The organism is Streptomyces sp. NPDC006365 (genome assembly GCF_042870755.1).
Taxonomy (GTDB): domain Bacteria; phylum Actinomycetota; class Actinomycetes; order Streptomycetales; family Streptomycetaceae; genus Streptomyces; species Streptomyces xiangluensis.
Genome location: NZ_JBIAHS010000007.1, coordinates 196,872 through 219,089, shown reverse-complemented (window position 1 = coordinate 219,089; position 22,218 = coordinate 196,872). Strand labels below are relative to the sequence as shown.

Annotated in this window: 22 protein-coding genes and 1 riboswitch; of the genes, 10 read left to right on the top strand and 12 right to left on the bottom strand. The window is 70.0% G+C overall.

The window, feature by feature from the left end; genetic code table 11:
- Positions 1 to 7 precede the first annotated feature (7 nt).
- Positions 8 to 1,945: an anthranilate synthase family protein gene (locus ACFYO0_RS21265; protein ID WP_388678090.1), complete on the bottom strand. Its 1,938-nt coding sequence runs from the start codon at positions 1,943 to 1,945 to the stop codon at positions 8 to 10.
- A gap of 134 nt (positions 1,946 to 2,079) precedes the next feature.
- Entirely contained in the window at positions 2,080 to 2,148 is a 69-nt protein-coding gene (locus ACFYO0_RS21260) for a trp operon leader peptide (RefSeq protein ID WP_386346433.1), read from the bottom strand.
- A gap of 140 nt (positions 2,149 to 2,288) precedes the next feature.
- On the opposite strand from ACFYO0_RS21260, the gene ACFYO0_RS21255 reads away from it, so the two are divergent.
- Both ACFYO0_RS21255 and ACFYO0_RS21250 read left to right on the top strand, forming a co-directional pair.
- On the top strand, positions 2,289 to 3,644 hold the full coding sequence (locus tag ACFYO0_RS21255; RefSeq protein ID WP_386345967.1) for a class II 3-deoxy-7-phosphoheptulonate synthase: 1,356 nt from the start codon (positions 2,289 to 2,291) through the stop codon (positions 3,642 to 3,644).
- Positions 3,645 to 3,804: 160 nt separating this feature from the next.
- Entirely contained in the window at positions 3,805 to 4,044 is a 240-nt protein-coding gene (locus ACFYO0_RS21250) for a bacterioferritin-associated ferredoxin (RefSeq protein WP_388678087.1), read from the top strand.
- Between the two features lie 28 nt (positions 4,045 to 4,072).
- On the opposite strand, the gene bfr is transcribed toward ACFYO0_RS21250, so the two are convergent.
- On the bottom strand, positions 4,073 to 4,552 hold the full coding sequence (bfr, locus tag ACFYO0_RS21245; RefSeq protein ID WP_033327421.1) for a bacterioferritin: 480 nt from the start codon (positions 4,550 to 4,552) through the stop codon (positions 4,073 to 4,075).
- Positions 4,553 to 4,706: 154 nt separating this feature from the next.
- Between bfr and ACFYO0_RS21240 the strand changes: the two genes are divergently transcribed.
- A complete protein-coding gene (locus tag ACFYO0_RS21240) occupies positions 4,707 to 5,339 on the top strand; it encodes a sulfite oxidase-like oxidoreductase (RefSeq protein ID WP_388678084.1) in 633 nt (210 codons plus the stop codon).
- 18 nt (positions 5,340 to 5,357) lie between these two features.
- On the opposite strand, the gene ACFYO0_RS21235 is transcribed toward ACFYO0_RS21240, so the two are convergent.
- From ACFYO0_RS21235 to thiO, 5 genes are all read right to left on the bottom strand, one after another.
- A complete protein-coding gene (locus ACFYO0_RS21235) occupies positions 5,358 to 6,275 on the bottom strand; it encodes a deoxyribonuclease IV (protein ID WP_388678081.1) in 918 nt (305 codons plus the stop codon).
- 19 nt (positions 6,276 to 6,294) lie between these two features.
- The gene (gene pknB, locus ACFYO0_RS21230; protein ID WP_388678079.1) at positions 6,295 to 8,232 is read right to left on the bottom strand and encodes a Stk1 family PASTA domain-containing Ser/Thr kinase; all 1,938 of its coding nucleotides are present in this window, start codon (positions 8,230 to 8,232) and stop codon (positions 6,295 to 6,297) included.
- Between the two features lie 356 nt (positions 8,233 to 8,588).
- Positions 8,589 to 9,383 (bottom strand): thiazole synthase, encoded by a 795-nt coding sequence (locus ACFYO0_RS21225; RefSeq protein ID WP_388678076.1) that lies wholly within the window; start codon positions 9,381 to 9,383, stop codon positions 8,589 to 8,591.
- A 3-nt stretch (positions 9,384 to 9,386) separates the two neighbouring features.
- Positions 9,387 to 9,587: a sulfur carrier protein ThiS gene (thiS, locus tag ACFYO0_RS21220; protein WP_388678571.1), complete on the bottom strand. Its 201-nt coding sequence runs from the start codon at positions 9,585 to 9,587 to the stop codon at positions 9,387 to 9,389.
- 11 nt (positions 9,588 to 9,598) lie between these two features.
- Positions 9,599 to 10,795 carry a glycine oxidase ThiO gene (gene thiO / locus ACFYO0_RS21215; protein WP_388678073.1) on the bottom strand — a complete coding sequence of 399 codons (1,197 nt, stop codon included), beginning with the start codon at positions 10,793 to 10,795 and terminating at the stop codon, positions 9,599 to 9,601.
- Positions 10,793 to 10,906: riboswitch (TPP riboswitch) on the bottom strand. (Overlaps the previous gene by 3 nt.)
- Before the next feature lie 52 nt (positions 10,907 to 10,958).
- On the opposite strand from thiO, the gene ACFYO0_RS21210 reads away from it, so the two are divergent.
- The 6 genes from ACFYO0_RS21210 (at position 10,959) to ACFYO0_RS21185 (ending at position 15,848) form a co-directional block, all read left to right on the top strand.
- The gene (locus ACFYO0_RS21210; protein WP_388678070.1) at positions 10,959 to 11,306 is read left to right on the top strand and encodes a hypothetical protein; all 348 of its coding nucleotides are present in this window, start codon (positions 10,959 to 10,961) and stop codon (positions 11,304 to 11,306) included.
- 88 nt (positions 11,307 to 11,394) lie between these two features.
- Entirely contained in the window at positions 11,395 to 12,633 is a 1,239-nt protein-coding gene (locus tag ACFYO0_RS21205) for an NAD(P)/FAD-dependent oxidoreductase (RefSeq protein ID WP_388678068.1), read from the top strand.
- Positions 12,634 to 12,725: 92 nt separating this feature from the next.
- Positions 12,726 to 13,091 carry an Rv2175c family DNA-binding protein gene (locus ACFYO0_RS21200; protein ID WP_053671919.1) on the top strand — a complete coding sequence of 122 codons (366 nt, stop codon included), beginning with the start codon at positions 12,726 to 12,728 and terminating at the stop codon, positions 13,089 to 13,091.
- 78 nt (positions 13,092 to 13,169) lie between these two features.
- Positions 13,170 to 13,820: a thiamine phosphate synthase gene (gene thiE / locus ACFYO0_RS21195; RefSeq protein WP_388678064.1), complete on the top strand. Its 651-nt coding sequence runs from the start codon at positions 13,170 to 13,172 to the stop codon at positions 13,818 to 13,820.
- Between the two features lie 88 nt (positions 13,821 to 13,908).
- The gene (gene metF, locus ACFYO0_RS21190; RefSeq protein ID WP_388678061.1) at positions 13,909 to 14,832 is read left to right on the top strand and encodes a methylenetetrahydrofolate reductase [NAD(P)H]; all 924 of its coding nucleotides are present in this window, start codon (positions 13,909 to 13,911) and stop codon (positions 14,830 to 14,832) included.
- Between the two features lie 56 nt (positions 14,833 to 14,888).
- The gene (locus ACFYO0_RS21185) at positions 14,889 to 15,848 is read left to right on the top strand and encodes a hypothetical protein (RefSeq protein ID WP_388678058.1); all 960 of its coding nucleotides are present in this window, start codon (positions 14,889 to 14,891) and stop codon (positions 15,846 to 15,848) included.
- Between the two features lie 8 nt (positions 15,849 to 15,856).
- On the opposite strand, the gene ACFYO0_RS21180 is transcribed toward ACFYO0_RS21185, so the two are convergent.
- The 4 genes from ACFYO0_RS21180 to ACFYO0_RS21165 form a co-directional block, all read right to left on the bottom strand.
- Positions 15,857 to 17,374, bottom strand: a complete 1,518-nt coding sequence (locus ACFYO0_RS21180) for a phytoene desaturase family protein (protein WP_388678056.1) — start codon at positions 17,372 to 17,374, stop codon at positions 15,857 to 15,859.
- A gap of 493 nt (positions 17,375 to 17,867) precedes the next feature.
- Positions 17,868 to 18,497 carry a TetR/AcrR family transcriptional regulator gene (locus ACFYO0_RS21175; RefSeq protein WP_388678053.1) on the bottom strand — a complete coding sequence of 210 codons (630 nt, stop codon included), beginning with the start codon at positions 18,495 to 18,497 and terminating at the stop codon, positions 17,868 to 17,870.
- Positions 18,498 to 18,508: 11 nt separating this feature from the next.
- The gene (locus tag ACFYO0_RS21170) at positions 18,509 to 20,593 is read right to left on the bottom strand and encodes a YhgE/Pip family protein (protein WP_388678051.1); all 2,085 of its coding nucleotides are present in this window, start codon (positions 20,591 to 20,593) and stop codon (positions 18,509 to 18,511) included.
- Positions 20,565 to 21,410: an ATP-binding cassette domain-containing protein gene (locus ACFYO0_RS21165; RefSeq protein ID WP_388678048.1), complete on the bottom strand. Its 846-nt coding sequence runs from the start codon at positions 21,408 to 21,410 to the stop codon at positions 20,565 to 20,567. The genes ACFYO0_RS21170 and ACFYO0_RS21165 overlap by 29 nt, the downstream gene beginning before the upstream one ends.
- 188 nt (positions 21,411 to 21,598) lie before the next feature.
- Between ACFYO0_RS21165 and ACFYO0_RS21160 the strand changes: the two genes are divergently transcribed.
- The gene (locus ACFYO0_RS21160) at positions 21,599 to 22,156 is read left to right on the top strand and encodes an SAV_6107 family HEPN domain-containing protein (RefSeq protein ID WP_388678046.1); all 558 of its coding nucleotides are present in this window, start codon (positions 21,599 to 21,601) and stop codon (positions 22,154 to 22,156) included.
- The last annotated feature ends 62 nt before the right edge of the window (positions 22,157 to 22,218 follow it).

Here is a 22,218-nt window from a genome sequence, read left to right as displayed (position 1 = left end):
AAACGACCTAAACGGCGGGGCGCCGTTCGGAGACCGTGCCGGCGCCCCGCAGCTGACTGATCAACTCCCGTACGACAGTGGTGCCGTTGAGCGACAGCACCGACTCCGGGTGGAACTGCACCCCGGCGAACCCTCTCGCGCGCAGCCCGTGCACCTCCCCGGTGTCACTCCGGCTCACCTCGACACCGTGCGCCGCCAGCTCCGCCGCACGCTCGTCGTCGCAGTGCGCCACGAAGCTGTTGTAGAAGCCGACGGTCTCCGTCCGCCCGAAGAGGTCGATCTCCGTCTGTGCGCCCTGGTAGGGGACTTCCTTCCGTACGATCTCCAGACCCAGCTCCGCCGCGATCAGCTCATGCCCGAGACAGACACCGAGCACGCCGTGCCGGTGACCGCCGATCACCTCGGCGGTGAGCCCGCGCAGGAACGCCATCTTGGGGTCGGCGGTGTCCGAGGGGTCGCCCGGACCGGGGCCCAGGACCAGCGGCCCCTCGTGCGCCAGCACCGCCTCCCGCAGGCCCGGCTCGTCGTACCGCCGCACGGACACCTCGAGACCCGACGAACGCAGCAGGTGCGCGAGCATCGCCGTGAAGGTGTCCTCCCCGTCGACGACCAGCGCATGGCCGTCCAAGTCAGCCGAACGCTCCTGCATCCGCAGCCAGAACGGCGCCAGCGAGGACCGCCGCCCGTCGAGCGCGGCCCGCACCCGCGGGTCCTCGGCCAGCCCCGGCCGTACGCGCTCGTCCGGCCGCCTTCCGGGACGTACCCCCAGCGCGGCCAGCACCCCCGCCGCCTTCGCATGCGTCTCGGCCACCTCGCTCGCCGGATCGGAGCCGCGTACGAGCGTGGCGCCGACCGGCACCCGCAGCCGGCCGACCGAGTCGATGTCCGCGGTACGGATCAGGATGGGGGAGTCGAGGGTCTGGGCGCCGCCGGAATCACGGCCGACGAGCGCCAACGCTCCGGCGTAGTACGCGCGGCCACCCACCTCGTGCCGCTCGATCACCCGGCAGGCGTTCTGTACCGGCGACCCGGTGACGGTCGCCGCGAACATGGTCTCGCGCAGGACGTCGCGCACATCGAGCGACGACCGGCCCCGCAACTCGTACTCCGTGTGAGCGAGGTGAGCCATCTCCTTCAGCCGTGGCCCGATGACGACCCCGCCCATGTCGCCGACCGTGCACATCATCTTGAGCTCCTCGTCGACGACCATCGACAGCTCCTCGATCTCCTTGCCGTCGGCGAGGAAGTCCAGGAGATCCTCGGGGGTCGGCCCATCGGCCGGATAGCGATACGTCCCGCTGATCGGGTTCATCACGACGGTCCCGCCCGCCCGTCTCCCACCACCGCCCTCAACCGAGAGCCCTTCGGGCGCGCCCCTTCCACCTGACATGCGGACGTGCACCTCCGGGCTGGCCCCGACAAGCGTCCGCTTCCCGGTGTGCACGACGAACGTCCAGTACGCACCCCGCTCACCCTCCAGCAGCCGCCGGAACAGCGCGAGCGCGTCGACCCTGCCGAAGCCGGGGATCTGCCCCTCGTACGTACGCCGGATGACGAAGTTCGCGCCCTCGCCCTGCCCGATCTCCTCCCGCAGCACGCGCCCGACGATCTCCGCGTACTCCTCGTCGCCCACGTCGAAGCCACCGCCCGTCACCTTCACATCGTGTGCGGGCAGCTGCGACAGGGCCTGGTCCAGGGGGAGTTCGTACGCCTCCTCGGGGGTCAGCACCGCGAGCGGCGTACCGTCGTCGCGGACGTCGAAGCCGCGCTCGCGGATCTGGCGGAACGGGATGAGGGCCAGGCCCTCGTCGGGGATGTCGGCGAGCCGGTCGTACGTGGCGACCGGGCCGAGCATGACTTCTACGGTGTCGTGGTCGATTCCGGGGGTACGGCGCCGCAGCAGTGCGAACGGGCGGTCGTCGTGCAGGAGCCGGGCCAGGTGCATGGGTTCCTCTTCCCTCGTGATCGCCGGCGATCGATGCCGGTGATCGATGTCGTGATCGGGAGGAACGGCCCTGGTCGTGGAAACACTGAAGGCCGCCCCTCGGGCGGCCTTCGCGAAGTCCTGCGTACGCGCAGTCAGTGGGCCGCCGGGTGAGCGGTCCACCACCAGTTCTGGTTCTGGGTCTTGGTCGAGTGCGCGAACATGTGCGGCACCTTATCCCATACGGATCCCGTGCCGGGGCCCGGTCGCGGGGCGCACGCCGCTCGGACGCTCCATCGACGGTTTTGTCTCACCAGCCGAACCGGACGAAAATCGCTCGACACGACCCCGTAATGTTGGCGAGGTGACCGTGAACGCTGATACCCAAGCCGTCGCCACCAAGGCGACCTGGCGAGACCTGCCCGCGGCGCAGCAGCCCGACTACCCCGATGCCGAGGCCCTGCGCGAAGTGATCGCCGAGCTGGCGAGCTATCCGCCCCTCGTCTTCGCGGGCGAGTGCGACCAGCTGCGCGCCCGGATGGGAGCTGTTGCCAGGGGCGAGGCCTTCCTGCTTCAGGGCGGCGACTGCGCCGAGGCCTTCGACGCGGTGTCGGCCGACCACATCCGCAACAAGTTGAAGACGTTGCTTCAGATGGGCGCCGTCCTCACGTACGCGGCCTCTGTGCCGGTCGTGAAGGTGGGCCGCATCGCCGGCCAGTACTCCAAGCCGCGCTCCAAGCCGACCGAGACCCGCGACGGCGTGACCCTGCCGACCTACCGCGGCGACTCGGTCAACGGCTTCGAGTTCACCGAGGCCGCCCGCATCCCGGACCCCGAGCGCCTGAAGCGGATGTACCACGCCTCCGCCTCCACGCTGAACCTGGTCCGCGCTTTCACCACCGGCGGCTACGCCGACCTGCGCCAGGTGCACGCCTGGAACCAGGACTTCGTGAAGTCGTCCCCGTCCGGGCAGCGCTACGAGCAGCTGGCGCGCGAGATCGATCAGGCGCTGAACTTCATGCACGCCTGCGGGACCGACCCGGAGGAGTTCAAGACCGTCGAGTTCTACTCCTCGCACGAGGCGCTGCTGCTCGACTACGAGTCGGCGCTGACCAGGGTCGATTCACGCACGGGGCATCTGTACGACGTCTCCGGGCACATGGTGTGGATCGGTGAGCGCACCCGTCAGCTGGACGGTGCGCACATCGAGTTCGCCTCGAAGATCCGCAACCCGCTCGGGATCAAGCTGGGCCCGACGACGACGGCCGAGGACGCGCTGCAGTACATCGAGCGCCTCGACCCGGAGCGCGAGCCGGGCCGGCTGACCTTCATCGTCCGCATGGGCGCCGACAAGGTCCGGGACAAGCTGCCCGAGCTGGTCGAGAAGGTCACCGCCTCCGGTGCGACCGTCGCCTGGATCACCGACCCGATGCACGGCAACACCTACGAGGCGGCCTCCGGTCACAAGACCCGACGCTTCGACGACGTGCTGGACGAGGTCAAGGGCTTCTTCGAGGTCCACAAGGAGCTGGGTACGCACCCGGGCGGCATCCACGTGGAACTCACCGGTGACGATGTCACCGAGTGCGTGGGCGGCGGCGACGAGATCTTCGTCGACGATCTGCACCAGCGTTACGAGACGGCCTGCGACCCGCGCCTGAACCGCAGCCAGTCCCTGGACCTGGCGTTCCTGGTGGCGGAGATGTACCGCGACCAGTAGCGGATCGGTTGGTGCACAGGGCATGCGATGGGGCGCGGATCACATACGATCCGCGCCCCATCACACTTTTAGGACGCGCACCGGACGGGTAAGGTTAGGTTTGCCTCACCGATCAATCGGGATGGCGACCTGTCTGTCCCGCTTTCTGTCCCGTCGGGTGGTGAACCGCGTGTACGTCTGTAACTGCTTCGGGGTCACCGAGGCGCAGGTGAGGAAGCACGCGGAAGCGGGTGCGTGCACGCCACGCCAGATCGCCTCGGCCTGCAAGGCGGGCACCGACTGCGGTTCGTGCGTACGGCGGATTCAGGCACTGCTGGGCCGCGGCGCGTGCCGTACCGAGGTGGCCGACCAGGCGCCGTCCGCGCTCGCCGAGCTGGCAGAGCTGGACGAAGCCGCTTAGGCGTGAAGCCGCGTAGGTGTGCGGCCGCTCAGCTGTCCGGCTGCTCGATGAGCTGGGCGATGTAGAGCGCCTCGCCGAGTTTCTCCACCAGTTCCAGCTGGGTGTCCAGGTAGTCGATGTGGTGTTCCTCGTCCGCGAGGATCGACTCGAAGATGTTCGCGGACGTGATGTCGCCCTTGTTCCGCATCACCTCGATGCCGCGCCTGAGGCGGTCGATCGCCTCGACCTCGACCTGCCGGTCCGCCTTGAACATCTCGGTGACCGTCTGCCCGACCCGGACGTGGAAGAGCCGCTGGTAGTTCGGCAGGCCCTCCAGGAAGAGGATCCGGTCGGTGAGCACCTCCGCGTGCTTCATCTCGTCGAACGACTCGGCCCGGGTGTACTTCGCGAGCTTTGTCCAGCCGAAGTTCTCCTGCATCTTCGCGTGCAGGAAGTACTGGTTGATCGCGGTCAGCTCGGCGGTCAACTGCTCGTTGAGGAATTCGATGACCTCGGGGTCGCCCTGCATTGCAGAGGCTCCTTCCACGCGGGGGACTGGCGGGATGCGCCGCATGATTCCACCGGTACCTGGGGCCGTCCAGTAAGTGCAGGCTTAGTAGTAGATGCCCGAATCGGGACAGGCCTGGTCATCTGCACCGTCTTTGGTCTGTCAGGATGGAGACATGGGTCAGCCGGTGGAGCGTGAATCTGGAGAAGCAGCGCAGTCGGACCTTCCGCCGGGGCAACGACTGCAGCGCGGCTGGCCGGTCACGCATTACGGGCCCGTCCCCAAGTTCCGGCCCGAGCGCTGGGAGTTCAGGGTTTTCGGAGCTACTGCCGATGGCGAGAAACATTGCTGGAATCATGAGGAGTTCTCGGCCCTGCCGTATACCACGGTCGTGGCCGATCTGCATTGCGTGACGAAGTTCAGCATGCTCGGCGCCGAATGGGGCGGCGTCCCGGCTCGTACACTCCTGGAGATCGCCCCGCCCGCGCCCAGCGTCACGCATGTGATGGTCTGGGCGGAGTACGGCTTCAGCTCGAATCTCCGCCTCACCGACTTCACCTCCGAGCGCACGATCTTCGCCACTCACAAGGACGGCGAACTCCTCACCGCGGAACACGGCTTCCCCCTGCGCCTGGTGGTGCCCCACCTGTACGCCTGGAAGGGCCCCAAGTGGGTCCGCGGCATCGAGTACATGACCGCCGACCGCCGCGGCTTCTGGGAGGAACGCGGCTACCACAACATCGGCGACCCCTGGCGCGAACAGCGCTACTCGTACCAGGAGGAGCCGGGGGACGGCCCCGAGCTCTGAGTCTCCTGGCTCTGAGACTCAGCCGTCCCGGAGTTTCTTGAGTCGCTCCACGTCTGCCGCGTGGCCCTCCTTGCCGCCGGGCGTCTCGATGATCAGAGGTACGTCGGCGGTGGCGGGGTGGGTCATCAGGGCGCGGAAGGGGTCCTCGCCTATGTGGCCGGCGCCGATGTTGGCGTGGCGGTCCTTGTGGGCGCCTGCGATGTCCTGGGAGTCGTTGGCGTGGATCAGTTTCAGGCGGCCCTCGCCGATCGTGTCCACCAGCAGGTCGAGGGTCTGGTGCGTTCCGGTGGGGCCGGTGAGGTCGTGGCCCGCCGCGAAGATGTGGCAGGTGTCGAGGCAGACGCCGAGCTTAGGGTGGGCGTCGAGTGCCTCGAAGTACGGCCCGAAGTCCCAGGTCCGGGAGCACAGGGAAGCGCCCTGGCCCGCGGTCGACTCGATCAGCAGGTCCGGGTCGTCGTCGTGGGTCAACTCGTCGAGCAGCGGAAGCAGATGCTCGCGTACCTGCTTCAGCGCGACCGCACGTGTCCGACCGCCGGTCGCCGAACCGGTGTGTACGACGACTCCCCGTGCCCCGATCGCGCGCCCCCGCCGCAGTGAGTGCCGCAGCGACTCCACGGACCGCTCCAAGGTCGCCTCGGTGTGCGAGCCGAGGTTGATCAGGTAGGGCGCGTGGACGTACGCGGGGATCGACCCCGCGGCGCAGGCCGCGCGGAACTCCTCGTCCTGCCGCGGATTCCCCGGTGGTGTCGCCCAGCCGCGCGGGTTGGCGACGAAGACCTGGACGGTCTCGGCGCCCAGATCACGCGCGTACGACAGGCCTACGGAGGCAAGGCCGCCGGACACCGGGACATGGCTGCCGACGGGGTTGCGGGACTGCGGAGTGCTCACCCGTTCAGGGTGCCATGGGGTCCTGCGCGCCCCGTCGGCGGATGCCATCAGCCCTGCCGACCTGCCGTCACTCGATCTCGATGGTGATCGTCGAGCCCTTCGGTGCCGTGTCGCCGCCGTCCACCGACTGGTCCTTGACCGTGTCCCCGAAGAGCCCGAGGAAGCCTCGGTCCTCCTTGACCTCGAAGCCGGCGGCCTCCAGCTCCCGCTTGGCGTCGTCGACGTTGTCGCCCACCACGTCCGGGACCTCGACCTGCTCCGGGCCCTTGGAGATCGTCAGGGTGACGGTGTCGCCCTCGCTCAGCTGCCGGTCGGGGGACGGCGACTGCTCGGCGACCTGGCCGGCGTCGAACTCGGAGTTGATCTGCTGGGGGGCGATCTCGACCTTCAGACCCGCGTCCTGGAGCTCCTGCCGTGCGTCGGCGAGCTCGTCGCCCACGACCTCCGGCACATCCACGGGGCTGCCCTTGCTGACGGTGAGGGCGATGGCGGAGCCCGCGCGGCGCGTGGTGCCCGCACCCGGCTCCGTACGGATCACAAAGCCGAAGGGGACCTCCTCGCTGAAGTCCCTGGTGATCATGCCCGCCTTCAGGCCCTCGTCCTTCAGCCGCGCCCTGGCCTTGTCCAGCTTGAAGCCCTCCACATTCGGCACCCGTACGGTCTCCGGACCCCTGGAGATCGTCAGCGACACCGGGTCGTTGTCACGGATCCGGGCGCCCGCCTCGGGATCGCTGCTGATGACCGTGCCGCGCTCGACGGTGTCGCTGTACTCGCGCTCGACCGGTCCCACATCGAGCCCGGCGCTCTCGAGCCGATCCTTGGCTTTCGCCTCGGTCATCGCGAGCAGCGGTGGGACCTTGGTGAACTGGCCGGAGTTGATGTACCAGACGCCCGCGCCGAGGCCGAGCGCCAGCAGCACGGCGGCGACGATCGCGAGTACGCCGCGCCGGGGGAGTGGGGTGCGGGTACGGCGGCGCGAAGGGGCGTTCGGAGGCGGGGTCGCCAGGATGCTCGTGTGCTGGAACCCGTGATCGCCGCCGTCCTCGTTCACGGGGAGCGGCCGCGGCACGGACAGCGAGCGCGGGATCACGCTCGTACGGTCCGCACCGATGTCGTGGCCCTCGGCGAGCGCCTGCGGCGGCACCGCGTCCAGCTGCTCGGCGGTCAGCCCGCTGCGCGCGTCCCGGACCTGTGCGAGCAGGGCCACCGCGTCGTGCGGACGTACATCCGCGGTGCGCGCGGTCGCCGACGCGACCAGTTCGTCGAGTTCGTAGGCAAGGCCCGGCACTTCCGCCGACGGCGGCGGGACGTCCTCGTGGAGGTGCTTGTAGAGCACCGCCGCGGGCGAGTCCGCGAGGTGCGGCCGGTCGCCGGTCAGCATCTCGTAGAGGACGATTCCGCAGGCGTATACGTCGACCCGTGGATCGGCCGTGCCGTGTTCTATCTGCTCCGGGGCCAGATACGACACCGTGCCGAGCACGGACCCTGTCGTGTTCGTGACGGTGTCAACAGCTCGTACGAGGCCGAAATCGGCCACCTTGACCCGGCCGTCGTCCCCTATGAGGACGTTCTCCGGCTTCATGTCGCGGTGCACGAACCCGGCGCGGTGCGCGCCGCCGAGCGCGGCGAGCACCGACTCCAGGATGTCGAGCGCCGCCCGCGGCTGCAGGGCCCCGCGCTCGCGCAGTACGTCCCTCAGGGTGCACCCGGCGACGTACTCCATGGCGAGATAGACGTACGGCCCGTCGGTCCCCTGGTCGAAAACCTGCACCACATTGGGGTGCGCAAGGCGGGCCACCGACTTGGCCTCGCGGATGAACCGCTCGACGAACGTGGCGTCCGCGGCCAGCGTCGGATGCATCACCTTGAGCGCGAGCACACGGTCCAGGCGGGTGTCCACAGCCCTGTAGACCGTGGCCATCCCGCCGACCGCGATACGTGCGTCGATGCGGTAGCGGCCGTCGAGCACCTGACCGACCAACGGGTCCTGAAGGGTCGTATCCACGCAGGTGAGTGTACGAGCCGAGGCTGTCAACGCCGCGTGATCGGTGGAGATTCGGAGCCGGACTGCAGCCGAGCTGTGACGAGACCGCAGGTCAGACCGGGATCATCATCGAGAGGGGACCATTGTCTCAGAGGCCGGTGATCGCGAGGGGAGCACCGTCTCCGAGGCCGGTGGCACCGTCTCCGAGGCCGGTGGCTGGTTTATGTCCCGTCGCGCCCCGTAAGGGGCGCGGAGCCGCAGCCGAGATACAACCCGGGGGCCTGGAGGCGCAGCCCCCCCCCCACGCGGCGGAGCCGCAAACTGATACAGCCGGGAAGGGGCGGGCTTGGGGAAAGGACCCCCTGGCCCCCACCCGCTCAGAAAGCGGGCCGCTCCGGATCCAGCCGAGCCACTCCCTCCACAGGAGACGACGCCTCAGCGAAGTGCCGCCGAGGGATCCGCCCCGCAAGCCGAGCCAACCGCCCCGCCTCCACCGCATGCTTCATGGCCTCGGCCATCAGCACCGGCTCCTGAGCCCGAGTGACGGCAGACGCAAGCATCACACCGGCACACCCCAACTCCATGGCAAGGGCTGCATCGGACGCCGTCCCGGCCCCCGCGTCCAAAATGACCGGCACGCGCGCGTGCTCCACGATCAACTGGAAGTTGTGCGGATTCCGAATTCCGAGCCCGGACCCGATCGGGGACCCGAGCGGCATGATCGCGGCACAGCCCACATCCTCCAGCTTCCGCGCGAGAACGGGATCATCGTTCGTGTAGGGCAACACCGTGAACCCGTCATCGACGAGCGTCTCGGCCGCGTCGAGCAATTCGATCGGATCCGGCAGCAACGTGCGCTCGTCAGCGATGACCTCCAGCTTCACCAGCGAGGTGCCGAGCGCTTCGCGAGCGAGCCGAGCCGTCAGCACGGCCTCCCCGGCGGTGTAACAGCCCGCCGTGTTCGGCAGCACACGAATACCGAGCCGATCGAGCACGGACAGCACCGAACCATGCACGGAAGCGTTTACGCGCCGCATCGCGACCGTCGTCAGCTCCGTGCCGGAGGCGACGAGCGACCGCTCCAGCACATCGAGGCTGGGCGCCCCGCCGGTGCCCATGATGAGGCGGGACGTGAAGGACGTACCGCTGATGAGAAACGGGTCGTCGGCCATGGTTCAGCCTCCTTGGACGGCGGTGAGGACCTCGATGCGGTCTCCCTCGGAGAGGGATGTGTCCGGCCACTGCGCGCGCGGGACGACGGTTTCGTTGAGCGCGGCGGCGACCCCGGAGGGCGCCGCGGTGAGGGTGGCGACCAGTGTGTCGAGGGCGGTGCCGGCGGCGATCTCCTGCCGCTCACCGTTGACGAAGACGTTCATGACGTAGACGTTCATACGGGCTGCTCCGTGCGGGCCGTACTGAAGCGCCTGGGTGTGAACGGGCGGGCTTCCTCCGGGAGTTCACCGGTGGTCAGCAGGTGCGCCATGGCGTCGCCCGTGACGGGGGTGAGCAGGACGCCGTTGCGGTAGTGACCGGTGGCCAGGAGCAGGCCGTCCAGTTCTGTGGGGCCGAGCAGGGGCGCGTTGTCGGGGGAGCCGGGGCGCAGTCCCGCGCGGGTCTCGGTGAGCGGGAGTTCGGTGATGCCGGGGACCAACTCGTGGGCGTCGCGCAGCAATTCGTACACGCCGCCCGCGGTCACCGTCGTGTCCCAGCCCAGCTCCTCACTCGTGGCGCCGACGACCAGCTCACCGTTCTCGCGCGGCACCAGGTACACATGGCTGCCCCGGACGACGGCCCGCACGGTACGGCTCAGGAACGGCGCGTACCGCTTCGGCACGGTCAGCCGCAGTACCTGCCCCTTCACCGGCCGTACGGGCGGCAGTACGGCGTCGGGAACGCCCGCGAGCCGCCCGCTGAGGCTGCCCGCGGCGAGGACGACCTGGCCCGCGATCAGCTCGGTCCCGTCGGTGGTGACGATCCCGGTGGCTCGGTCCCGTACGACGCTGAGCCGCTCCGCCCACACCCGGTGGAATGTCACTCCGGCCCGCTCGCACGCCGCGACCAGCGCCTTGGCGAGCCGCCGTGGATCGATCTGGTGGTCGCCGTCGACCTTGAGCCCTCCTCGCACGCCCGGCGCGAGCATCGGCTCCAGGCGCCGGCACTCGCGGCCGCTGAGCCACTCCGACTCCAGGCCCGACTGGACTTGCAGGGCGTGCAGTTCGCGCAGATGGGCGCGGTCGTCGGCGTCCAGCGCGACGGCCAGCGCGCCGCACTCGCGGTAGCCGAGGTCCAGGCCCGTCGCTTCGGTGAGTTCGGCGGCGAACTCCGGGTAGCGCCGGGCGGACGCCAGATTGAGGCCGAGCAGGGTTTGCTCGCCGTAGTGGAGCTCGGTGACGGCGGCCAGCATTCCGGCGGCCACCTGGGCCGCTCCGCCGCCGGGGTCGGGGTCCACGAGTGCGGTGGCGAAGCCGCGCTGCGCGGCACGCCAGGCGGTCACCAGGCCGATGATCCCGCCCCCGACGATCAGGACGTCGGATGTGTCGGATGTGCTTGACGACGCGTGTGATGCGAGCGATGTACGCGACATGGGCGTCCAGCCCCTCCCTTCGCCGGCATGACCCGGATCAGGTTCGTACGGTCGGAGGCCGTCCCAGCCTCCCTCTCAGTCCGGTGCGTCCGGACTCCCGCGAGTGCTCTAGGTTGGCCACCCTAACTCTTCGTGTCACACCTCAGTAAGGGAGCCGCACGGCATGGCCGGTTCGCTCGACGGTCTCGTCCTCGCCCCGGTCGCAGACCAAGCCCCAGGTCAGGTCGGTACGCGCACCCGCTTCTCGTACCACGAGAAGGACGGCGAGATCTGGGCCGAGTACGCGGGCGGCGACGTCGTACGCGGCCACCTGGTGGGTACACGTGAGGGTGACCGCCTCGACTTCCGGTACGTGCAGCTGAAGCGGGACGGCAGCACCTCCTCGGGGCACTGCCTGTCCCGAGTGGTCGAGCTCGCCGACGGGCGCGTACGCCTGGAGGAGACCTGGGAGTGGGAGTCGCAGACGGGCAGCGGGACGAGCGTGGTGGAACAGCTCGCCGACGATCTCTGACGGCCGTGCGAGACGTCATGACGGCTGTGCAGGACGTCACTGATCGCTCCCGCTGACTGACACAACGTCAGTTGACTATGGTGATCGGGTGAACGAGCAGACGCGGGAACGGAGCCGGGCAGCGCGACGACGTGTCGTGATCGTCGGCGCGGGCATGGCCGGCGTGCAGACCGCGGTCGCCCTGCGGGAGCAGGGTTTCACCGGCACCGTGACGCTGATCGGCGCGGAGCCGCACCAGCCGTACGACCGCCCGCCGCTCTCCAAGGCCGTCCTGCTCGGCACGGCCGAGGGCTCCGCCTTCGACGTCGACTTCGAGGCCCTGGGCATCGAGCTGCGCCTGGGGCTCGAGGTGACAGGCGTACGTCCTGTTGATCATGAACTCGACACGGCCATGGGGCCCGTTCCGTACGACGTCCTGGTCATCGCCACGGGCGCGGAACCCATGCGGCTGCCGGGCGCGGAGGGCGTACCGGGAGTGCATCTGCTGCGCACCCTGGACGACGCCGAGCGGTTGCGGCCCGTGCTGGCCCGGCAGCACGACATCGTGGTCGTCGGCGCGGGCTGGATCGGCGCCGAGTTCGCCACGGCGGCGCGCGAGGCCGGGTGCGCGGTGACCGTCGTCGAGGCCGCCGACCGGCCGCTCGCCGGCGCACTGCCCGCCGAGGTGGCCACGCCCATGACCGCCTGGTACGCGGACAGCGGCGCATCGCTGCGCACCCACGCGCGCGTGGAGCACGTCGAACCCGGGGCGGTCGTGCTGGACGACGGCTCGCGGCTGCCCGCGGGAGCCGTCGTCGTGGGCATCGGGGCGCGGCCCGCCACCGCCTGGCTGACCGGTTCCGGGATCGAGCTCGGCGCCCATCGCGAGGTGGTCGCGGACGACCACCTGCGCACATCCGTCCCGGACGTGTACGCGGTCGGCGACTGCGCCTCCTTCCCTTCGCGCAGGTACGGCGAGCGTCTTCTGGTCCACCACTGGGACAACGCCCTCCAGGGGCCCCGTACGGTCGCGGCGAACATCATCGACGAGACGCCCGCCGCCTACGACCCTGTGCCGTACTTCTGGTCCGAGCAGTTCGGCCGCTTCGTCCAGTACGCGGGGCACCACGCGCGCGCGGACGCCACGATCTGGCGCGGCGACCCGACGGGCCCGGCCTGGTCGGTGTGCTGGCTCCGGGAGAACCGGCTGGTCGCCGTGCTCGCGGTGGGACGGCCCCGGGACCTGGCGCAGGGCCGCAAGCTGATCGAAGCAGGTGTCCCGATGATTCCGGAACTGCTGTCGGACCCGTCCCGGCCCTTGAAATCGGCGAAATCGGCGACCGCGTAGGGCGACAGGGCGGGCCGCCGGGGTCCGGCGAACGGCCCAGGCGGGGCGGCCACGACTTCCGACTGTCAGTCCGGGATGGCACGCTTAATCCCGTGACCGAGATTGACGCAAAAATCGATGCTCTCGTCCCCGCCTGGCTCACCCTCCCCGACATCGCCGAACAGCTCGGCGTCGAGGTGACCCGTGTGCGGCAGCTGGTCAAGGAGGGCCAGCTCATCGCCGTACGCCGTGGTGAGAACCGAGCGCTGCACGTCCCCGCCGCCTTCATCGACGGAGACAAGGTCGTCAAGGGCCTGTCCGGCACCCTGACGCTCCTGAGGGACGACGGCTTCACGGACGAAGAGATGCTGGAGTGGCTCTTCACCCCCGACCCGAGCCTGCCCGGCACCCCCGCGCAGGCCCTCAGCGAGAACCGAGGTACGGAGGTGAAGCGCCGAGCCCAGGCGCTCGCCGTCTGACCTGAACACACCGTCCGGCGTACGGGCCGTGCCCCGCACGGCAGGGTCCGTACGCCACCGACAACGGGGGATTTTCGCATGCCCGAAGCCACCGCACACACGCAGCTCACCGATGCCCGCGTCTACCTCTGCACGGACGCCCGAAAGCGCCAGGGTGACCTCGCCGAGTTCCTGGACGCGGTCCTCGCCGGCGGTGTCGACATAGTGCAGCTGCGCGACAAGGGCATGGAAGCCGCCGAGGAGCTGGAGCACCTCCAGGTGTTCGCCGAGGCCTGCGCGCGGCACGGCAAGCTGCTCGCGGTGAACGACCGCGCGGACGTCGCCCATGCGGCGGACGCCGACGTGCTGCACCTGGGCCAGGGCGACCTGCCCGTCCCCGCCGCCCGCGCGATCCTCGGCGACAACGTCCTGATCGGCCGCTCCACACACGCCGATGCGGAGGCCGCGTCCGCCGCCGTCGAGGACGGAGTGGACTACTTCTGTACGGGCCCCTGCTGGCCGACGCCCACCAAGCCGGGCCGCCATGCGCCGGGCCTGGACCTCGTCCGGTACACGGCCGCGCTCGGCACCGACCGTCCCTGGTTCGCCATCGGCGGCATCGACCTCGGCAACCTCGACGAGGTCCTCGAAGCGGGCGCCCGGCGCGTCGTTGTCGTACGGGCGATCACGGAGGCCGATGACCCGGGCGCGGCGGCCCGGGAGTTCGCGAAACGATTGCGTCACGGTTAGTTGTCCGAGGTGTGGACAAGTGGCCGACAAACCGGGCAATTTCCATCGTCCGGTTGGGGGACCGCCAGCCCCTGACTAACCTGCGGGTATGGCCCTAGGATCTGCGTCCACCAGGACTGACCGCGCACGCACTGTGCGTGACATGCTCGCCACTGGCAAGACGACGTACTCGTTCGAGTTCGCGGCGCCGAAGAGCCCGAAGGGCGAGCGGAACCTGTGGAACGCGCTCCGCCGCGTCGAGGCCGTCGCTCCCGACTTCGTGTCGGTGACCTACGGAGCGGGCGGCTCGACCCGCGCCGGCACAGTGAAGGAGACCGAGCAGATCGTCGCGGACACGACGCTCACCCCGGTCGCCCACCTCACCGCCGTGAACCACTCCATCGCCGAACTGCGCAACATCATCGGCCAGTACGCGGACGCCGGGATCCGGAACATCCTCGCCGTGCGCGGCGATCCGCCGGGCGACCCCATGGGCGACTGGATCCCGCATCCTCAGGGCCTGACCTACGCAGCCGAACTCGTCCGACTCATCAAGGAGTCGGGCGACTTCTGCGTGGGCGTCGCGGCTTTCCCCGAGATGCATCCGCGCTCTGCCGACTGGGACATGGACGTCGCGCATTTTGTCGACAAATGCCGGGCCGGCGCCGACTACGCGATCACGCAGATGTTCTTCCATCCCGAGTCGTACCTGCGGCTACGTGACCGAGTCGACGCGGCCGGCTGCGAGACCCCGGTCATCCCCGAGGTCATGCCCGTGACCAGCGTGAAGATGCTGGAGCGGCTCCCGAAGCTCAGCAACGCCTCGTTCCCGGACGCCCTCAAAGAGCGGATCCTCACAGCCAAGGACGATCCGACGGCTGTACGCTCCATTGGAATCGAGTTCGCTACGGAGTTCTGCGCGACGCTGCTGGCCGAGGGAGTCCCCGGACTGCACTTCATCACGTTGAACAACTCGACCGCGTCTTTGGAAATCTACGAAAATCTGGGGCTGCACCACCCACAGCAGGCCTAGACCGCACGCATCCTCGTACGACACACTGCGTAACGGTCACTGGGAGAGGGGCGTACATGGGCTGGACGGTCCTCTACATCGCGTTCGGCATCGTCGCGCTGTGGCTGCTCGGCGAGGTCCTGCTGCAGTACAAGGCACGGCTGCGCTGGAGGCTGCTGGCCTTCGCGGGCTTCCTCGGCGTGGTGCTCGGCGTGCTCATCCCGTCCGTGCCGGTCATCGGCCTGGGCGCCGCCGCCTTCGCGGTCGGGCAGACATACGTCACACTGTCGTTCCGCCGCGGCTTCGCGGCCGGCTGGGCCGTCGCAGGCCGCCCGGGCGCCAGCAAGCGGCGCCGCGGCGAGCCGGACCGGGATCCGACGCTCGAGGTCTCCGACCTCCAGGCGGCGGACAGCGGAATGCGTCCGCGGGACGACTTCGGCCAGGGCGACGACCTCTACGGCCGCGAGGACTCCGTCTTCGGACAGCGGTCCGACGCCTTCGGACAGCAGTCCGCGAGCTTCGGGCAGCACGCCGAGACGGCGGCCGAGTCCACCGCCGTCTACGAGCCGCAGCCCCTGCCGGACGACACGGGCAACTACGGCGTCTACAGCGACGCCGCCTACGCCGCGGCCACCGACCCGTCCTACGCCGCGTCCGCCCAGTCCCCGGACGCCGGCCAGAACTACGGGTACGACGGATACTCCGGCTACGACCAGCAGCAGTACGGCTACGACAACGGCCAGCAGCAGTACGCCGCCTACTCCGACCCGTACCTCGGCACGCAGACGTACGGGGGTGCCTCGTACGACTCCTCCTACGACGCCTCACAGCAGCAGTACGGGCAGCAGGGCTACGCCCAGGACCAGTACGCGGGCGGGAGCTACGGCGGCGGCGAGACCCCGCCGGGCGGCGTCTGGGTCCCACAGCAGCGCTCCACCGACGATCCGTACGGCGGCGAACTCCCGCCGGAGCAGCAGCAGTATCCGTACGAGGGCAACGGGAACGGAAACGGGTACGACGAGCAGTACCGGTTCTGACAACCGCCTTACTGCGAGCCCTGGAAGCCCGGTCCCTCCACGATCAGTCCCGCGACCAGCGCACCGGACATGCCCGCGTGCGGCAGTCCGCCGCCGGGGTGTGCCCAGCCGCCGACCGTGAACAGGCCCGGCAGGCGGGTGCTGTTGGACGGGTGCAGCAGACGTCCGCCCGCGGCGGCCAGCGCCGGGGCCGGAACCGCGCCGCCGTCCGCACCCGTCGCCTCCGCGATGTCCAGCGGCGTACGGACCTCGTGCCAGAGGAGGCGCTCGCGCAGGTCGGGTATCGCGCGCCCAGCGGCGGTGAGTACCCGATCCACATCGTCCTCGGTCGGCGCCACGCCTGACGGCACCGTGACGCTCAGCGTGACCGCCTCGTGGTCGTCGTCCGGCACCAGCGCGGGATCGCCGGGGCGCAGCACCGTCACAGTGGGCGCGGCCGGGAGCCCGGAGCCCGGAGAAGCCGTACGCCCGGGTCGGTCGCCGAACAGCGCGTGCAACTCCGCCTCGCGATCCGCCGCGTGTACGACCGTCCGATGAGCCACCCCCTCCGGCCGCCCGCCGCGCAGCGCCAGGTGAACCGTCAGGCGGCTCGGCAGTCCCCGCTGGGGCAGCACTTCGCCGTCGCCGTGCGGCGCGGTCCCGGAGATCAGCCCGTCCAGCATTCCGGGCGCCACGCCCGCGACCACGAAGTCCGCCTCCTCGATGGTGCCGTCGGCCGGCTCCAGCCCCGCCGCTCGACCGTCCTTCTCGACGATCCGCTCGACGGCCGTGTCGAAGTGGAACTCGACCCTGCGGGCCAGGCACCGCTCGTACACCGCCCGCGCCAACCCCCGTATCCCACCGCGCACATACCACGTCCCGAAGGCGTGCTCCATGTACGGCAGCACGGCCGCGGCGGCCGGGGTGACGCGTGGGTCGAGGCCATACGCGAGGGCCTGGCTCTCCAGGAGGGCCGCGAGCCGTGGGTCGCGCAGTTCCCAGGCGCCGACCTCCGCGAGTGTGGTCGCCACCCGGGGGCGCAGCAGACGGCGCTGCTTGAGCGACGGATACGGGTCACGATCGGCGAGAACCTGCCAGTTGGGCCACAGGGTCTCTTCGAGCAGCGGTCGGCGCGTACGGTCCCAGGCCTCTCGCGCCCGTACCAGGAACTCGCCCCACCGCTCTCCCTCGCCCGCCCCCAGGGCCGCGTCCAGGGCCGAGACGACTCCCGCACGCGAGGCGTTGGGCAGCGAGACCTCCGTGCCGTCCGCGAAGACGTGGTGCGAGGCCGGGTCCACCTGGACCAGGTCGACGCACTTTTCCAGCGGCTCCTTGCCGGTCTTGACGAACAGATCGCGGTACACAGCGGGCAGCGGCAACAGCCCCGGGCCCGTGTCGAAGACGAAGCCGTCACGCTCGACGACGCCCACCGACCCGCCGTACGTCGCCGCGCGCTCGTACACCACCACCCGGTGGCCCGCGACGGCCAGCCGGGCGGCGGCCGCCAGCGCGCCCATCCCGGCGCCGATCACCGCAATTCGTGCCATGCCAGGGACTGTATCGGCCGCTACTGACAACCCTGCCGCCACCGTCCGCCTGTCACCGCCTCGCACGCGCGGGTCCCGGATTCCCGGCCGGGGGAGCAGCGGGGGAGTAGCAGCGCGGACGCGTTCGTAACCAGTCGGCAACGGTGCGTTCTGGGCCTGAATGCGCAGGACTAGGTATCCGTACCTAGTCAGAGAGATGAGTACGCGCGCGGATGGGGCACGACCTGCGCGAACGGGAGAGTGGGGGCACGGAAAGGGGCGCGGCTCCGGCACTGCCGACACGGGGCGGCGGAACGGTGCAGCGCCCTTGGCCGCTCCTTCCGCCGAGAAGCCGGGCGGGAGCGAGGCACGGGGGGACCGGGGGGAGACCGAAAACGGGGGACTACGGGGGACTACGGGGGAACAAGAAGGGCGCCGGTCCGGCGTGGCCCGCGGGGGACGCGGCCACCTCGGGCCGGCGCTCGCTTTTCGGCCCCCTGTGCTCCCCGGTGCTTCAGCGGTTGCCGCTCACCCGCCCCTGAAGCAGCCGCGACAGCGCCGCGTGGACGTCGTCCAGGGAGCGTTCCGGCTGGAAGGCCTGCCAGTCCAGGGCAGCTACCAGGACCATGCCCACCAGGGCCGCCGCCGTGAGCGGGATGTCGATCTCGTCGCTCAGCTCGCCGTTCGCGACGCCGTCGCGCAGAACTCCCTCGACCACCGCGACGGCCTCCTGCCTGACCACCATCAGGGTGGACTGCCAGGCCCGGTTCGTACGCCACAGCTCCGCCACGTACAGCTGTGTGAAGGCCGGATAGCGGTCGATGAAGACGAGCCCCGCCCGGATCATCGCGTCCAAGGCGTCGACCTTGCTGCCGCCGTCCTGAGCGGTCTTCTCTGCCGCCTCCCGGAGGGAGGCGGTGAGGAGTCGCACACCGTGCCGGAGCAGCTCTTCGAAGAGGACGGATTTACTCGCGAAGTTGTAGTAGACGGTGCCTTTCGCGACCCCGGCGCGCTCGGCGATCTCGTCCACGGTGGTGGCCGAGAAGCCCTGCTCCGCGATGAGTGTCACGGCCGCCTCGTAGAGCTTCTGCCGGGTCACCTGTCTCCGGCTGCTGCCGCTGTCCACGGCCTTGCTGCTTTCCATGGCCCTGATTGTCACAGGCTCAGCTCCGGGTGCAGCCGGTCCAGTGTCCACACCTGCCTGCGGCGTGCGGCCACGGCGGTGAGCGCGAGGGCGCCCGCGGTGAAAGCCGTGAGGACCACGCATGCCTGCCAGACCGGTACGAGGCCGCCGCCCGTGATGAGCCTCCTCAGGGCGTCGACGACGTAACTCATCGGCATGAAGGGGTGGATCACGTTGAAGAAGGCCGGACTGGTCTGCACGGGGTACGTGCCGCCTGCCGACGTCAGCTGCAGCATCAGGAAGGCGAGGACGAGGATTCGGCCCGCGGCTCCGAATCGCGCGTTCAGCCACTGCACGATCGCCGCGAAGCACGCCGTCACCAGGCAGAGGAACCCCACCGTCCCGGCGGCTCGCGCCATCTGAAGGCCCAGCCCCCAGTGCAGTACGGCCATCAGCGTGGCCGTCTGGAGCACGCCCAGGGCGGCCACCGGCAGCCAGCCCGCGAGCGCGATGCGCCAGGCGGAGGCGCCCGTCGCGAGAGCGCGCCGGTTGAGGGGCTGGATCACCATGTAGGCCACCATCGCGCCCACCCACAGGGAGAGCGGGATGAAATACGGGGCGAATCCGGTGCCGTAATTGGGCGCCTTGTGCAGGTCCTTCGAAGCGAGCCGCACCGGGTCCGCCATCACCTCGGTGCGTTGGTCGCGGTCCTTCTTGCCGTAGTCGGGGATCTTTCCGGCGCCGTCGTGCAGTCCGCCGGCGAGCTTCCCGGAGCCGTCGACGAGCTTGAACATGCCTCCTTCGAGGTCGATCGCCCCTGTCTTGAGGGCACCGACGCCGGTGTCGAGGTCGGCAGCGCCGGTCTTGGCCGTGCCGAGTCCGGTGTGCAGGGTCTTCGCCCCCTTGGCGACCTGTCCGGCTCCCTTGTCGAGTGCGTTGATCTTGGAGACGGCGGTGGCGAGGTCCTCGGAGAGGCGCGGCGAGCGGTCGGCGAGCGTCTGTGCCTGCTTCTGGAGCGTGGCCAGGTGCCGGTCCAGCGCGTCCAGATCGCCGTCCTGGCCCGCGACCAGCGTGTTGACGTCGTCGGCGACCTTCGCCACGTCCGCGGCCGCGTCCTTCGCCTCCTTCAGCTGCGGGCAGGCGGCGTCGGGCAGCGGCGCGGTCTCGCAGCGCGCCTGGTAGACGCCGCTGAGCGTGTCGGAGGCCGTGCGGGCCGACTTGGCGGCGGCCGGGGCGGTCCTCACCAGCGTGTCGAGGTTGCGACGGATGGCCGCCGCGGAGTCCGCGACCAGCTGTGCCGTGTCGCCGATCTCCTTCTCGTTGCCTTTCAGGAAGGGGCCCACCTTGTCCGCGACGCCGTTGGCCTTTTCCGCCAGCGCCCGTGTCCCCTCCGAGACCTGCCGTGAGCCCTTCTCCAGGTCGCCTGCTCCCTTGTTGAGCTTCTTCAGGCCCGCGGAGAGCTTGCCGCTGCCCTTCTTGGCGTCCTTCAGCCCGTCGGCGAGATCCTTCGAGCCCTTCTTGGCCTTCCCGATCCCGCCCTTCAGCTGATCGGCTCCCTCGGCGGCCCTCACGGTCTGACCGTGGATGTCCGAGAACGAGATGAAGATCCTGTCGAGGAACGACCGCGACGTCTTCGTCGACGCCGCCGTCCTTACCTCGCCGAAGACCGTCCTGGAGACCTGCCCGACGATGTAGTTGTTCGCGTCGTTCGTACGCACTTGGAGGGCGCCCGTCTCCGGGGAGTCGCCCGAACTGGAGGCGACGCGCTCACTGAAGTCGGATGGCATGGTCAGCGACAGGTAGTACGTGCCGTTCTCGACGCCCTTGCGCGCCTCGGCGGCGCTGACCTCGTGCCACTCGAAGGTGTCGCTCTTGTGCAGGCCCTTGGTGATGTCGTCGCCCGCCGCGATCTTCGCGCCGTTCGCCGTCGTTCCCTTGTCGTCGTTCACGAGGGCCACGGGGATGCGGTCGAGACGGCCGTACGGGTCCCAGAACGACCACAGGTACAGGGCGCCGTACAGCAGCGGCAGCAGTAGGAGCGAGGTCATCGCCGCGCGCGGGAGCTTCCCCCTGCCGAACCGCCTGAGTTCAAGCGCGGCCAGCTTCGGCGAGCGCATCCGCCGCCTCCTTGTCTCCGTCTTGTCGGTCTTGTTCGCCTTCCGTGTCGGAGGGCTCGTCGCGTTCCGCGTGGGCGGGCTCGTCGGTTTCCTCGGGGGTGGGCTCGTCGGCGGACCCGGTGGACACGGTGACGGCATCCTCGGGTGCCTCCCGGCACACCGCGAGGACGGTCGTCCCCGCTTCGGTGAGTGCGCGCAACAGCGTCCAGACCTCGGCCCGTTCGGGTTCCGAGAGCTTCAGGTCGGTGTCGTCGACGCCGAGGAGGCGCGGGTGGCCGATCAGGGCCAGCGCCACGGAGAGCCGCAGTGCCTCGACCCGCTCCAGGTCGCGTACAGCGGTCCGGGAGCCCTTCGGCAGCGCTTCCCGGTCCAGCCCGGCGGCGTTCAGCGCGGCGTCGATCCGCAGCCGGGCCTCCGCCGCATGCTCGCTGCGGGGCCGTAGCAGCCCCCGTACGGAACCGCCGAACCGCCGCTGGAGCAGCGCCCGTTCGCGCAGGTGCTCGCCGACGGTCAGGGCGGGATCGAGGTCCGTGATCCCGGGCACGTGCGCGAGCGCGCTGATCCTGCGGACGGCCGCCATCTGCTTCGGCAGGCGGAACGGCCCGACCGCCGCGTGCCCCTCGGTGGGCTTCATGCGCCCGGTGAGCGAGAGCAGCAGGCATGTGCGCCCGGAGCCCGACGGCCCCTCGATCGCGATCAGCGAGCCGGGCTCCGCGTCGAGGGTCACTCCTTGGAACGCCCGGCCGCGAGGGCCCCTGAGGCCGAAGCCCTCAGCCGTGACGCCGAGACCACGCGGTCCGTCGGAACCTTCCCCCACCACTTTCCGCACCCCTTCCCACAAGCCGGGAACTTTTGAACTGACTGGTCAGTGCAAAAGATAGCCCGAACGCTAGATCGAAGCAAAAGGCCAGGTCAGAACGCGTTGTCAGTGGCATACCTCACGATGGGCACATACGGCACGACCTGACATGGCGATGCCGTCACACAGACGACAGGAGGTTCGTCATGGCCAGTCACCACGCAGCCGCCGCCCGTCGGCGCCGCGCCACCGGCCCTGCCCCCTCACTGACCGGCCCGGCGAGCGACGTGCACCCCGTGCTCCGCCGGGCCACGGCCCCGCCCGCCGCCCTCGACCTGCTCGCCCAGGCCCGCGCCGGACTCGACGAGGCGGCCCTGCTGGAAACGCCGAACGAGCGCTACGCGACGGCCCACCTCGCGGCCCTGCGCACCGCCGCCGCCGTGCTCGCCGCCCGGGGCCGCCCGGAGTCCACCCCGAGGCGCCGGGCGAAGATCCGGAGCGCCTGGGAAGTGCTCCCCGAGATCGCGCCCGAACTAACCGAGTGGAGCGCGCTGTTCGCCTCCGGCGCCCGCCGTCGTGCCCGCGCGGAGGCAGGCATACAGGGCGCGGCCAGCAGCCGCGACGCCGACGACCTGCTGCGCGACGTGGCGATGTTCCTGCGCCTCGTCGAGCGCATGCTCGTCCTGCAGCCCGTACTGCCCCAGCCACGGCAGGACGCCGACCAGGAGGAGCCGGAGGTACCGGAGGTACCAGATGCGGGATGAACGGCGCAGGAGCCCGATGAGCGAGGTCGCGTCCGCCCAGGGGCGAGGCACGGTCGTCCGTC

What these genes read in the sequence shown, in the direction of transcription:
- thiS (WP_388678571.1), bottom strand. Translation starts at nt 9,587, where the DNA reads ATGAACGTCTTCGTCAACGGTGAGCGGCAGGAGATCGCCGCCGGCACC.
- ACFYO0_RS21160 (WP_388678046.1), top strand. Translation starts at nt 21,599, where the DNA reads ATGGCCAGTCACCACGCAGCCGCCGCCCGTCGGCGCCGCGCCACCGGC.
- bfr (WP_033327421.1), bottom strand. Translation starts at nt 4,552, where the DNA reads ATGCAGGGCGACCCCGAGGTCATCGAATTCCTCAACGAGCAGTTGACC.
- ACFYO0_RS21175 (WP_388678053.1), bottom strand. Translation starts at nt 18,497, where the DNA reads ATGGAAAGCAGCAAGGCCGTGGACAGCGGCAGCAGCCGGAGACAGGTG.
- ACFYO0_RS21225 (WP_388678076.1), bottom strand. Translation starts at nt 9,383, where the DNA reads ATGGCCGACGACCCGTTTCTCATCAGCGGTACGTCCTTCACGTCCCGC.
- ACFYO0_RS21185 (WP_388678058.1), top strand. Translation starts at nt 14,889, where the DNA reads ATGGGCTGGACGGTCCTCTACATCGCGTTCGGCATCGTCGCGCTGTGG.
- thiO (WP_388678073.1), bottom strand. Translation starts at nt 10,795, where the DNA reads ATGTCGCGTACATCGCTCGCATCACACGCGTCGTCAAGCACATCCGAC.
- ACFYO0_RS21240 (WP_388678084.1), top strand. Translation starts at nt 4,707, where the DNA reads ATGGGTCAGCCGGTGGAGCGTGAATCTGGAGAAGCAGCGCAGTCGGAC.
- ACFYO0_RS21170 (WP_388678051.1), bottom strand. Translation starts at nt 20,593, where the DNA reads ATGCGCTCGCCGAAGCTGGCCGCGCTTGAACTCAGGCGGTTCGGCAGG.
- thiE (WP_388678064.1), top strand. Translation starts at nt 13,170, where the DNA reads ATGCCCGAAGCCACCGCACACACGCAGCTCACCGATGCCCGCGTCTAC.
- ACFYO0_RS21265 (WP_388678090.1), bottom strand. Translation starts at nt 1,945, where the DNA reads ATGCACCTGGCCCGGCTCCTGCACGACGACCGCCCGTTCGCACTGCTG.
- ACFYO0_RS21180 (WP_388678056.1), bottom strand. Translation starts at nt 17,374, where the DNA reads ATGGCACGAATTGCGGTGATCGGCGCCGGGATGGGCGCGCTGGCGGCC.
- ACFYO0_RS21210 (WP_388678070.1), top strand. Translation starts at nt 10,959, where the DNA reads ATGGCCGGTTCGCTCGACGGTCTCGTCCTCGCCCCGGTCGCAGACCAA.
- ACFYO0_RS21235 (WP_388678081.1), bottom strand. Translation starts at nt 6,275, where the DNA reads ATGGCATCCGCCGACGGGGCGCGCAGGACCCCATGGCACCCTGAACGG.
- metF (WP_388678061.1), top strand. Translation starts at nt 13,909, where the DNA reads ATGGCCCTAGGATCTGCGTCCACCAGGACTGACCGCGCACGCACTGTG.